The sequence below is a fragment of the Dubosiella newyorkensis genome, assembly GCF_001945605.1.
GTDB lineage: Bacteria > Bacillota_I > Bacilli_A > Erysipelotrichales > Erysipelotrichaceae > Dubosiella > Dubosiella newyorkensis.
In genome coordinates this window covers 1-12,257 of record NZ_MPKA01000130.1, presented here as the reverse complement: position 1 = coordinate 12,257, position 12,257 = coordinate 1, and the positions used below count along the sequence as shown (strand labels likewise).

The following is a 12,257-nucleotide window of genomic DNA, read 5'->3' as shown; positions in this document are numbered from 1 at the left end:
AGTTTGAAAAGCAACAAGAAATGGGTTCTTAGGGATAGGGACCCGTAGTCAATGGAAAGCGGAACAAATTTTTTCGGATTTGTCAAAAACAGAAATTTAGATTGTCCTCAAACTTGACATAGTACCATTTTTTTAAAAACTCTACTTCCTGACGCGTATAAGCCAACTCATGCTCCAGCTGTTCGATCCGCTGTATCAGAGATTCTTCTCCGGTTTTTGGAGAACGCTGATAACTCGTATTCGATCGTTTTTGATCCGGATCTTCTTTTCTGTTCCTTCTATTCAAAGTATAGGAAAAACCTTCTACCCGACTACTTCCAAGGATAGCAGGATCGATACCATGTATTCTGAAAATTTCAGGAAGAGGAGTTCCTGTCTGTTTGCCTGCATAAGCGATTTCTTTGAATTCTTCCGTAAATCGTATTGTCGTTTCTGAAACAAAAGAGACATAAGGATTTTTTTCCATTATTTTGATATCCTGCTGTGAAAATGAATGGGTATGTGTCTTTTTGCTCATATGTATCTATGCCTTTCCGTCCTGATATATAGATACATCTTACCATCCAAAATCTGTCCATAAAACTGTCTACTTATAAGGGCGTTTCCCCTAAATCAAGTGTCTATAGATAAGGGAGCCCTAAAATTTAAGTGTCCAATTTTATGGGTACAGTTTAAAAAGTCATACCCCAAAAGTGACCCCTAAAAACTAAACCCCAAAAGTTTTTGGATACCCTAAAAAAGGACCACTTCGATCATGGTCCTTTTTAAAATGAATAGCTTTTTAAATGTTTTTTTTGTTACTCTTCGATCGTAACTTCTTCTTCGACTACGCCAACAACATCATCCGATGCGAGTTCTTCGCCTTTGGCTTCAAGATCTTTTTCTTTTTTCTCGATCACTTTTTGATCATGCTCGATTTCTTTTTCATGAAGATCTTTCATCATCTTTGTACGATCTTTTTCGATTTGCGCTTCGTGTTCTTTCACATCAGCGGCTTTGCGGTTGATGACATCCACATCATGTTTTACTTCTTCGTTTTGAACATCTTTTTTAATTTCTGACATATTGTTTACCTACCTTTATTAACTGTATTCATTATACGGTTTCTATCCTGAAAAATCGTTTTCTATGCCCGTAGAAAAATATCTTTTCTCTGGCCATAAATCGTTTATAATGAATGTAAAAGGAGAGAAGAAATGAAAACAAAACATGCCCTTATAGCAATGCTGCTCGCGTTTGGACTCGCTTTGAGCGGATGCTCGAACTCAGCTCCAGCCAAAAACGACCAAAGCGAAACTAGCGAAGATCCAGCCAAAAAATCAGAAGGCGTCATGACCTATCAAGAGTATATGGATGCCGATGTTGACAGCGAAGTCGTGATCGAAACGTATGTTCAAAACAAGCAATCGTGGTGGGAAGACAAAGCTTCTTTGTATACCCAAGATCCAGATGGAGCTTACTTCATCTATAACGCTGAATGCTCGCAAGACCTGTACGACAAACTTAAAGAAGGAACGAAGATCAAAGTCACAGGCTACAAAACAGAATGGTCTGGCGAGATCGAAGTGGCAGAAGGCGCCAAGATCGAGATCCTGGAAGGAAATTATATCGCTCCAGTCACAAACGTGACCGACTTATTAGGAAACGAGGAAAAGCTGCTCAAACATCAAAATCAATATGTCGAATTCAAAGATATGACGATCGAGCCGATCGGCGATGACAACGCCGCCTATCTGTATAACTACGATGGATCTGGCGAAGAAGGAGACGACCTCTACTTCAACGCTTCCAAAGATGGAAAAACATACAATTTCGTTGTCGAGTCATACTTGACCGATAAAGACTCCGACGTCTATAAAGCCGTCAAAGAACTCAAAGTAGGTGACACAGTGGATATGGAAGGCTACCTCTATTGGTACGAAGGGCCAAATCCACACATCATTAAAGTCAGCGTAAAATAAAAAAAATTGGAGATTCTCCAATTTTTTTTATGCCTTCTGTTTTTGTTTCATTTTATCGCGGATCACATACACCAGGATCCCAACCCAAACAACAGCCAAAGAAATCAACAAGATCTTTGAAGACGTCGGCAAAGGACCAAGATCTTGCCCTTCCATCGACGAAGTTCCCACTTGATCCAAATGATACAATCCTTCCGTCTTTCGATACAAAGTCTCAAAATAATCTTGATCGATCTCTTCTTTCCGCTTCACGGACTTGACCGTGCTCTCCACAAGCTCTCCAGCCGCGTTTCTTAACGAAGCCGAACCATTGAACACAGGGGTGACAAACGTATCCTCCGTATGATCCATCAAAAGCTTGGCCGCGTCGATCTTCACTCGATAATGTTCTTCATTGTCTTGACCCGCTCTCGAGAGATATTCTTGATACTCCTTCGAATCCATCGCTTTCTTCGTCACAGGCAAATAGCCCTCTGTCTTAGCGTAGGCGACCTGCACCTCGTCGCTCAATAAATATTGTGCGAACAACCAAGAAGCCAAAACCACCTGCGGATCTTTTTTGTTAAAAATCGTGATCGAAGGCCCTTGTGAAATCATTTTAATATTCTCAACATCATACTGTGGAATCGGACGAACCACGGTTTCAAATTCAACTTTCGAATCTTCCGCAATATCCGAAAGCGGCGCATCCGCTCCCATCCAAGTCGCCCCCGCCGTCGAATCGATCGCGAAAAGAGCTTGACCCGCATTCAAAAAGTTAGCCGGATAGCCCGAAATCTTGAACGTCGAAAACGCCCCCGACTTCGTATGCTCTCCAATTTCTTCCAGCAGATCTGTCGTCTCGTCGTTGAAGATCTCGACATGCCCTGCTTCCGTAGAATAGGGTGCGCCTTTTTGCTTCAACATAGAAATCAACATATTATCGGTCGATTTGTAGATGAAAGGAATCAGCACCTTCTGGCCATTCGCCACATACGTTCCATCCGCGTTTTTTTTTGTCGCTGCCTCGGAAACCTCCCAGATCCAATCCCAAGTGATCACATCCGGAATCGAATAGCCAAGCTTTTCCACCAGATCTTTATTGATATACAAAGCCTCCGTTGAACGCATATAAGGCAAAGCGTATTGATGATTCTGAATGATCCCTTCTTCTAAAAAAGCAGGCACGATCTCATCTTTTGAAGGACTATCGAACCTCAAAGCTGAACCATTCAAACCATACTCTTCATCCACCATCAGCTCATCCAAAGAAACGACCGTATTTTGACCTTCCAAATACGCCGCGATATGATCCGGATAGGTGATCGCGACATTGGGTGTCGTATCCGTGCCAATATTCGTGATCACATCGTTATAGATCTTTCCATAATCCGTATACAGCTTCATATGCACTTTGATATTAGGATACAGCTTCTCAAAATCTTCGATCGCCTGTTTATAGACCGCCGTCTGGTTTTTATTTGTATCGTTCTTCGCCCAGAATGTAATATTATACGTTCTCGAATCATCAAAGTGATCGGGCATCACGAACATTTCACGCGACCTAGAACCATGACAACCCGTCAAAAACAAACAAACGAGAAGCAGAACAAGAAGTTTCCTCATCCCTTCGTACCTCCTTGCGCCACACCCGACATGATCTGCTTTCGAAAGATCAAAAACAAAACGATCAGCGGCACGCTCACCGCCACGACAGCCGCCATCATTGCCGGAATGTTCGCCCGACCAAAACCACTCTCGCGAATTTGCTGGATCCCATTCGAAACCAAAAAGTATTTCGGATCGTCCGTGATCAAACTTGGCCAAATGTATAAATTCCAACACTCGATGACCTTCAAGATCGTGATCGTCACGAGAGTCGGCATACAGATCGGAACCATGACACGCCATAAATAACGCCAATCCGAAGTTCCATCCACTTTCGCCGCAAAATACAATTGATCAGGCACTTGCGCAAAATTTTCCCGCAATAAATAAATATAAAATACCGAAGTCACCGATGGCAAGATCAAACCTAAAAACGTGTTTCTCAAATCCAATTCTGTGATGGTCACAAAATTCGTGATCACAACAAGCTCCCCAGGAATCATCATCAACGCCAAAAATAAAGTAAACAACACATTCTTGCCTTTAAAATCCATCCTTGCAAACGCGAACGCCGCCAAGATCGTCACGAACACCATCAGCCCCGTCGTCACAATCGCAAAAAACAACGTATTCAACAAATACTTTCCAAGCGGAACATCCGTAAACGCCTGAATATAGTTCTCAAACGTAGGAGCCAGCGTGAAAAATTGTGGAATATATTCCGCATTATACGCCCCATACTCCTTCAAGGAAGTCAGCACCATCCAATAAAAAGGAAACAAAACAATGATCGCCCAAATAGCCAAAAGCAACCATACGAGCACTTTTTTCTTAGACTTCATACACCCTCCTAGTTATAGTGGACATGCTTTTTCGAAACAAGCAAGTTGATGATCGTGATCGTCAAAATGATCGCGAACAAAATGATCGCGGCCGCCGAAGCGTAGCTAGGATACCCTCCAGAATCTCGATACAACATATCAAACACATAACCGACCATCGTATTCATGCCCGCCGCGTTCAAATTCGTGCCAAACAAGGCGACCGCGTCGCTATACGCTTTAAAAGCTCCGATGAATCCGGTGATCACCAAATAAAACAGAGAAGGGGAGATCATCGGAAGTGTGATCCGAAAAAAGATCCGCGAACTCGATGTACCATCGATCTTCGCCACATTATAATATTGTTCATCGACACTCGCCAAAGCCGAAGTCAAGATCAAGATCTTGAAAGGCATGACGATCCAGATCGTATAAAAACAGAGCACGAACATTTTCGCCCACCAAGGTCCCTCCATAAAATCCACCGGAGAAAGGTGGACCCATTGAATGAGCATGTTGACCACCCCTTGCGAATAGGGCGTCTCTTTAAATAAAACCATGAACACCATGCCTACCGCGATCGTGTTGGTCACATACGGAAGAAAGTAGATCGTCTGCAAGAAACTTCTCAATTTCTTGACCGAATTCAAAGCTAAAGAAATCAATAAAGCGATCCCCGTCGAAATCGGGACCGTCACGATCACAAGAACAAACGTATTGATCAGCGCCTGCTTGAAATAGGGATCGTGCAGAACATATTCATAATTGAACAATCCGATCCCAAAATACGATTGAGAAGCCGAAGAATATCCTTCTTCAAACGAATAGATGAACACGTCGATCAAAGGATAGACTAAGAACACCCCCAAAAAAACAAGGGCAGGAAGTAAGTATAAAAAAGCCTTCCAGTTTTGTTTTTCCATATTATTCTCCATTCTCTCGGATCACACATTCGATCCGTTCTTGGCTGATCGCATCGAACACATGCACTTTATGCGGCTTTAAATAAAACCGAACAATATCTTTTGGCAAATGTTTCGCTTCAAAAGCGTCGATGATCGCTCGGATCGTTTCGCTTTGCGCCTTTTTGTGTTTCGCCACGATACTAATATCTCTTCCCAAAACTTCTGGACGAATCAAATCGAGCGAAAAAGGACCATGCTCGTCTAAAACAAAACCTTCTGGACGGATCGCCACGAACACAGGACGATCTTCGGTCGGCATCAAATCAAACAGCTTTTCCTCGCCGATCCATAATCCATTCTCAAAGATCGCTCCTTCAAACACGTTGATTGGAGGAGTACCAAGAAATTTGGCCACAAATAAATTGATCGGATGATCGTACACTTCTTGCGGCTTACCAATCTGTTGCACTTTGCCATCCTTCATCACGACGATCATATCGCTAATGCTCATCGCCTCGTCTTGATCGTGCGTGACAAAGATCGTCGTGATCTTTGTCTCTTTTTGAATGCGACGGATCTCTTCCCGCGTCTGCAGACGAAGTCTAGCATCCAAATTGGAAAGCGGCTCGTCTAAAAGCAGCACTTGCGGAAGTTTGACGAGCGCTCGAGCGATCGCGACCCGCTGCTGCTGACCACCTGAGAGCTCTTTTGGCTTGCGGTCCAACAGAGAATCGATCATCACAAGCTTTGCGGAAGCAAGAACACGCTCTTTCATTTGTTCTTTGGACAGCTTTTGATCGCCTTTCAAATTTTCCAAGGGAAAACGAATATTTTGCTCGACGCTCATATGCGGATAGAGCGCGTAGTTTTGAAACACCATCCCAACCCCGCGATATTCAGGAGGGACGTTTGTCACATCCCGATCCCCAAAATAAATCTTTCCAGAAGTCGGTTTGAGCAGACCGCAAATCAAATTGAGCGTCGTGCTTTTTCCACAGCCCGAAGGACCGAGCAAAGCGACAAGCATTCCATCAGGAATCGTATCGTTAAAATCATCGACAGCGACGACCTCCTTTTGACCTTTCTTGCGCGCAGGAAAAATTTTCGTCAAGTTTTCTAGTTTTATTTCCATAACAGTTCCTTTCTGAAAGTCATATTTTCTTCATTTTACCAGTTTTTTTTCGATTCCTTGAGAAAATTGCGCTTATAATTGATCTAGAAAAAGAAGGAGGGTTCTATTTTGAAAAATTCGATCAAACCTTGGAAAACGTGTAAAGATACCATTGTTTTTCGTTCAAAATGGCTTGAAGTCCATCAAGAACATGTACTTCTGCCTAACCTTGTCGAAATCAAAGACTTTTATTCAATCCAGATCCCGGACGCCGTCATGATCGCCGCCATCGATCCAGAAGGAAATATCCTTTTAAAATCTGAATATCGACAAGCGCTCAAACAAACACTTGTCGAACTGCCAGCAGGCATGATCGATGAAAAAGAAGAACCGCTTGAAGCGGCGAAACGAGAGCTCCTTGAAGAAACAGGATATCGATCGAATCAGTGGATCGAATTAGGAAAAAGCTATGACTCTTCGAGCAAACTGAGAAATACGATGCATTTGTTCTTGGCACTCCAATGCCAAAAAAGCCAAGAGCCTTCCTTCGATCGAACGGAATGGATACAAAGTCAAAAAGTGCCGCTGAACAAGGCGGTCGAGATGGTCATGGACAATACGATCTGCTGCAATTCGAGCGCCCATACGATCTTAAAAGTCGAGAAAATGCTTGAAACGTGCTATTGTGTAAAAAAGGAAGAAAAACGATGAATACTCAAATCTGCAATCCTTACCGGAAAACAGCGTGTTTTCGTTTTCCGTCGATTTTGTTCAACGAAACGATCGCTAAACAAGCCAATCGATTCATTGATCGTATGCCTAAACCAATCCCAAAAGCGCCGATGATCGAAATGAAGATGAATGGCGTCAAAGTCACCATTTTCAAACCCAAAACTAGACCCAACGGAATTTTGTTGTATTTCCATGGGGGTGCTTTTTTGTGCAAAGCCGCTCCTTACCTTTATGAGATCATCGAACAATATTGTCTACAGGCCAACTGCGTCGTCGTTTTTGTCGATTACGCCTTGGAGCCATTTCCTTCTCCTTTGCTCGACGCGATTCAGGTGCTCGACTATATTACAGAAAGGAGCGACCTTCCTCTTGGCGTGGCGGGCGATAGCGCGGGAGGATGTATTGCTGCCGCGCTAGCTTTGTATTGCCACAATCATAACATCCCGCTCGCTCTTCAAATGCTCATCTATCCTGTCTTGGATAGGAAAATGAGAGGAGAGTCTTTTCAAATGAAAAAGACGCCTTCCTGGAATACGAAAGCGAATGCGAAAATGTGGGCGCGCTATTCAAAAAATGGAGATTTAGGAACGCCAAGCTATTTATCGCCGATGGAGGAAAAAAATATGGTGAATCTTCCAAAAACGATCATCGAAGTCGAACAATTCGATGTGCTCAAAGACGATGGCATCGAGTATGGAAAATGGCTTTATGATGCAGGAGTGGATGTTCATACGTATTTAAATAAAGGACTTTATCATTGTTTTGATGCCAATTTAAATCCATATACAAGACAGATCATCGCCCGGAGGGCGAAACGGATCAAAGAAGCCTTTGAAGCGTATAAAGCATAGATGATTTTGAACTATGCTTTTTTTTGTTTATAAAAATGAAAGGAAAGATAGATTCAATTGTAAATTTATGATTTAATAGAGTTGTTTGTTAAAAAGAGAAGAAAACAGAAAGGAAGGCTGTATGGCAAGTTATAGAAGAAATTCATTACGAAGATCGCAAGTGAGCGCAAATCCGATCAATTCGTATATTCCGCCAGAAGAAGACAATGATGAGATCACGATCGATCTTGGCGAAGTTTGGAGAGCTTTAAAAAAGCATATCGCCCTATTGACGCTTTTGACAGTGATCGGAGGATTGGTAGGGGGTCTAGGAACCAAGTTCTTGATCAAGCCGACATATGCTTCCAGCGCTTCGATCTTCTTGACGCCGATGGTTTCCGATGCCGGGTATGTCGATGTCAACTCGATGAATTCGAATGAAAAGCTCGTCAACAACGTGATGACCTTGATTGTCCAAAACAATATCCTCTCACAGGTAGCCAGGGAAACGGGGGTCGGCAGCGTAGAAGAGCTGAAAAAAGAGATCAGCGTCACGAATACGCCAAATACGACGATGGTCACTTTGAATGTCGTGACCGAAGACGCCAAGCTTTCCAAAGCGATCGCGACTTCGACAGTCAACACGTTCATCGATCAAATGAAAGATACGCTTAACGTATCCAATATCGAGATCGTCGACAAACCTAGACTCTCCTATGTTCCAGTCGGTCCGCATGTCAAAAGAAACGCCTTGATCGGCGCGGTGCTTGGCTTAGGTCTTGGCGGATTGTATGTCGTATTGCAGATCGTCATGGACAAGCGGCTCAAAAACAAGGAGGAGGCAGAAAACTACTTAGGAATCCCGGTACTATGCGAACTGCCTGTACTCGATGATTAAGAAGATCGATCTACATTCCCATATCGCCTGGGGAATCGATGATGGCATGCCCGATGTCGCAAGCGCAAGACAAGCGCTTCAATGCGCTCGAGAGGATGGGATCATCGCGATCTGCTCGACTCCGCATTTTGTGAGCAACCAGCTCGATTCCAAACAGATCCAAAGGATGCGCGATAGGCAGATCGAGCTCGCGTTTCTCGCCGAAAAATATGGCATAGAGATCTATGCGGGGGCGGAAATGTTCATGGACGAATCGTTCGTGCGCGCCCTCAACAATGGCTTGTATCAGACGATTAATCGTTCGCGTTATTTATTGTGCGAATTCGACGTCCGTCAAGAGATCCACTCGATCCCGGATGCTTCTGATCGTCTCTATGAAGTCGAGATTCGCGGCATGAAGCCTGTCATCGCCCATGTTGAACGATATTTTCATCACGGACTCGATGAAGAAATGATCCGTGAATGGAAAGAGAATGGATATATTTTTCAGATCAACCGCACTTCACTGCAAGGAATGCACGGGAAGACGATCCAAGCAAACGCTTGGTGGCTGATCGAGCATGGCTATGGACATATCATCTGTACCGATACACATCGAGCAGAAGGACACCGCGTAGAAAAGCTTAGCGATATCGAAACGGAATTGATCGAAAAAGTTGGGATCGAGAACGCGAAAAAGCTGCTTTATTCCAATCCATTAAGGATCTTATTGAATAAACCGATCGAACAGATCGAAGTGCATATAGAAAAGAAAGGAATCTTTAGGAGGCAATCATGGCTAGAAAAATCGACCAATTCAATCTAGATGAAGTGTTCCGACACCTTCGGACAAATATAGAGTTTTCTCAAGTGGACGAAACGGTCAAGGTGATCAACGTTCTCTCGACCTTTCCAAACGAAGGGAAATCGACAGTATCGACCAATCTTGCGCGCATCTTCGCGGACAAATATCAAAACGTGCTTTTGATCGACTGCGACTTGCGCAACCCGACAGACCACAAAATGTATAAAGTCTCCAACGCGGAAGGTTTGACGAATTTATTGACCGAATATGTAGCGGGACAATCTGTATTTAGTTATCCGCAAGTCGTTTCGCTTCAATTCAAGAACGGAAGCCGGCTCTTTTTCTTGCCGGCAGGAAGCCGCGTCCCAAATCCGACCGAGATCCTTTCTTCGAAGAAGTTTGGACAGTTTCTTCAGCAGGCGCGAAAAGAATTTGATTATGTGATCATCGATTGTGCGCCGATCTCTCGTGTATCGGATGGAGTGCCGATCTCGAATATGTGCGATGGAACGATCTATGTCATTTCCGCCAAAGAAACCGACAAACGCGCCGCCCGCTCGGCAATCGAAGATTTGAATCGGAATGGCGCGCATGTGATCGGAACCGTTTTGACCAAAGTCGAAAATACAGGAAGCCATAAGTATGGATACGGATATGGATACGGATATGGCTATGGAGAAGAATAAGCATGCGATATAAACAATGGATAGCGATCGGCTTGTCACTTCTTGTTCTAAGCGGATGCAGCTCGAAACCGACAGTGAGTTTAGAAGACGCGACCGAAGTCGCTTTAGATGATTCGGATACGACAGTCGAAGAAGCAAAAGACCTGGACGCAAAAGAAAAAGATGGCGAATATGTGATCCGTTTTGGAGCGGGGAATGGAGAATACACCTACAAGATCGGGATGGATGGGATCATCAAAGATCGAAGTTTTGGAAAAGTCGAAGCCCAATCCGAAGAGCAAGCGCAACCAAGCGAGGCGCCAAAGCAAGATCAAAAAGAAACAGAAACACCACAGGAGACGACTCCAAGTAATGTGGTCGACAAGCAGATCGCGATCGATAATGCGCTCGCCAACGCGGGATTGGCTCAAAGCGATGTGAGCGATCTTTCATGCAAGCTCAACAGCGCGAAAACGGAATATACGGTTGTCTTCCAATTCGGAGATACGAAAAACCATATCACGCTCGACGCGCATAGTGGCGAAGTGATCAGTTCAATTATTGAATAAAAACTGCTTTAAGCAGTTTTTTTTTGCTATAATGAGCAGGAAAGGATTGAAAGTATGAAGAAAACCAGTCAAGTAAAAAAAAGAAATCGCATTCTCGTTTTGATTGCAATCATTTGTCTTCTTGTTGGGGGTATTGGTTTTTACGTCGTTCAACAAGGAAAAGAAACGCTTCTTGTCAAGAAAGAAGTCAAGATCAACGCGCATGATCCTGTTCGATTGAACGCTTCTCTCTTTTTAGAAGAACCGGTAAAAGACGAAGAAAAGATCGAGATCGAAAGCCCGCTCATGAATTCCCCACAAAAGTACAGCTACGATCCAAAGACGAAGATCGTCACAAGCAAGGACAAAGAATATCTCGAACCAGGTATGTATCAAGTCACGCTTCGCTATAAAAACCAAGAAGCGAAAAGCAAGCTGATCGTTTCTGAAGCAGAAAGCAAGCCAAAATTCATCGATTTTCCTTCCCAGATCAATGTGGAACAAAACGCGAAAGATTTTGATTTGAAACAATACTTTTTAGCGACAAGCAAAGAGAGCGTCGAATTGATCGTTCCCGATCTCGATATTCGTCAAGTGGGCGATCAAACAGTCGAGATCATCGCCAAAAGCGGACAGCAAGAAACAAAAGAAAGTGTTTTGGTCCATGTCCTCAGCGCGAAAGAAGTGGCCAACGGAGAAACTTTGACTTCGATGATCAATGGAAAAGTTCCTCTTTCCCAAGAGACGTGGGACGCCCTCAACAATGGTGATCAAACTTCGATCAAGATCAGCGATGTTTCTAAACAAATCGCTTCGATCCTCAAGCAAGCCAAAGAAGGAATCTTGAAAAACAAGATCTCCTATCGAGAAGAAGAAGGCAAAGATTGGTTCGATCCTAAGACATTTACCCCATCGCCAAAAGCGGAAGAAAGCAAGCCAGCCGCGCAAGAGCCAGTAACGAACGATACGGCACCCGATAATTCTGCTCCTGTCTACAATACGCCATACTATCCTGTGTATAATGATCCGATCGTTTCGACGCCAAGCGATCAAACGCCAGGCGATCAGACTCCAAGTGATCAAACGCCAGGAGACCAGATACCAGGCGATCAAACACCAGGTGATCAAGTACCAGGAGGAACGACAGATCCAGGAACTTCAACAGATCCAGGAACTTCGACTCCATCTGAGCCATCGACTCCTTCAGAGCCTAACCAAGAGACGACAAATTAGTTTTTGTCGTCTTTTCCTATGGGCATAAGAGTGCGTCTAGAAAGTAAGCGGGAATTAAAACAGCGGGTAGCAGCCTGATGAAAGTTAAAGTAGAGTAACCACAGGAGGTGGCTACCCTATGGAAACGAATACCACTGCTCATAATGAAGATCTTGTATTTACCGAGATTCCTTTTCCAAAAA

General features: G+C 43.8%; 14 protein-coding genes. 8 read left to right on the top strand and 6 right to left on the bottom strand.

The window, feature by feature from the left end; all coding sequences use genetic code 11:
* Positions 1 to 82 precede the first annotated feature (82 nt).
* A complete protein-coding gene (locus BO225_RS11265; protein WP_336433330.1) occupies positions 83 to 517 on the bottom strand; it encodes an HTH domain-containing protein in 435 nt (144 codons plus the stop codon).
* Positions 518 to 797: 280 nt separating this feature from the next.
* Complete coding sequence (locus BO225_RS11260) at positions 798 to 1,064, bottom strand: hypothetical protein (protein WP_076342302.1); 267 nt, start codon at positions 1,062 to 1,064, stop codon at positions 798 to 800.
* Between the two features lie 132 nt (positions 1,065 to 1,196).
* Here BO225_RS11260 and BO225_RS11255 point away from each other — a divergent pair, with 132 nt between their 5' ends.
* On the top strand, positions 1,197 to 1,961 hold the full coding sequence (locus BO225_RS11255) for a hypothetical protein (protein ID WP_076342301.1): 765 nt from the start codon (positions 1,197 to 1,199) through the stop codon (positions 1,959 to 1,961).
* A gap of 27 nt (positions 1,962 to 1,988) precedes the next feature.
* Here BO225_RS11255 and BO225_RS11250 read toward each other — a convergent pair whose 3' ends face one another.
* The 4 genes from BO225_RS11250 to BO225_RS11235 are packed head-to-tail and all read right to left on the bottom strand — an operon-like array spanning position 1,989 to position 6,406.
* Positions 1,989 to 3,566 (bottom strand): extracellular solute-binding protein, encoded by a 1,578-nt coding sequence (locus BO225_RS11250; RefSeq protein WP_076342300.1) that lies wholly within the window; start codon positions 3,564 to 3,566, stop codon positions 1,989 to 1,991.
* On the bottom strand, positions 3,563 to 4,390 hold the full coding sequence (locus BO225_RS11245; RefSeq protein WP_076342299.1) for a carbohydrate ABC transporter permease: 828 nt from the start codon (positions 4,388 to 4,390) through the stop codon (positions 3,563 to 3,565). The genes BO225_RS11250 and BO225_RS11245 overlap by 4 nt, the downstream gene beginning before the upstream one ends.
* An 8-nt stretch (positions 4,391 to 4,398) precedes the next feature.
* Positions 4,399 to 5,292, bottom strand: a complete 894-nt coding sequence (locus BO225_RS11240; RefSeq protein WP_083632202.1) for a carbohydrate ABC transporter permease — start codon at positions 5,290 to 5,292, stop codon at positions 4,399 to 4,401.
* A gap of 1 nt (position 5,293) precedes the next feature.
* Positions 5,294 to 6,406: an ABC transporter ATP-binding protein gene (locus tag BO225_RS11235; protein WP_076342297.1), complete on the bottom strand. Its 1,113-nt coding sequence runs from the start codon at positions 6,404 to 6,406 to the stop codon at positions 5,294 to 5,296.
* Positions 6,407 to 6,514: 108 nt separating this feature from the next.
* On the opposite strand from BO225_RS11235, the gene BO225_RS11230 reads away from it, so the two are divergent.
* From BO225_RS11230 to BO225_RS11200, 7 genes are all read left to right on the top strand, one after another.
* Positions 6,515 to 7,096, top strand: a complete 582-nt coding sequence (locus BO225_RS11230) for an NUDIX hydrolase (RefSeq protein WP_198936145.1) — start codon at positions 6,515 to 6,517, stop codon at positions 7,094 to 7,096.
* Positions 7,093 to 7,968: an alpha/beta hydrolase gene (locus tag BO225_RS11225; RefSeq protein ID WP_076342296.1), complete on the top strand. Its 876-nt coding sequence runs from the start codon at positions 7,093 to 7,095 to the stop codon at positions 7,966 to 7,968. The genes BO225_RS11230 and BO225_RS11225 overlap by 4 nt, the downstream gene beginning before the upstream one ends.
* Before the next feature lie 121 nt (positions 7,969 to 8,089).
* Positions 8,090 to 8,845, top strand: coding sequence for a YveK family protein (locus tag BO225_RS11220; RefSeq protein WP_083632201.1), 756 nt, complete (start codon positions 8,090 to 8,092; stop codon positions 8,843 to 8,845).
* Positions 8,838 to 9,650, top strand: a complete 813-nt coding sequence (locus BO225_RS11215; RefSeq protein ID WP_076342295.1) for a tyrosine-protein phosphatase — start codon at positions 8,838 to 8,840, stop codon at positions 9,648 to 9,650. Before BO225_RS11220 ends, BO225_RS11215 begins: the two co-directional genes overlap by 8 nt.
* On the top strand, positions 9,620 to 10,315 hold the full coding sequence (locus tag BO225_RS11210; protein WP_076342294.1) for a CpsD/CapB family tyrosine-protein kinase: 696 nt from the start codon (positions 9,620 to 9,622) through the stop codon (positions 10,313 to 10,315). The genes BO225_RS11215 and BO225_RS11210 overlap by 31 nt, the downstream gene beginning before the upstream one ends.
* Positions 10,316 to 10,317: 2 nt before the next feature.
* Positions 10,318 to 10,863, top strand: coding sequence for a hypothetical protein (locus BO225_RS11205; protein ID WP_076342293.1), 546 nt, complete (start codon positions 10,318 to 10,320; stop codon positions 10,861 to 10,863).
* 54 nt (positions 10,864 to 10,917) lie between these two features.
* Complete coding sequence (locus tag BO225_RS11200) at positions 10,918 to 12,075, top strand: hypothetical protein (RefSeq protein WP_076342292.1); 1,158 nt, start codon at positions 10,918 to 10,920, stop codon at positions 12,073 to 12,075.
* Positions 12,076 to 12,257: the final 182 nt, after the last annotated feature.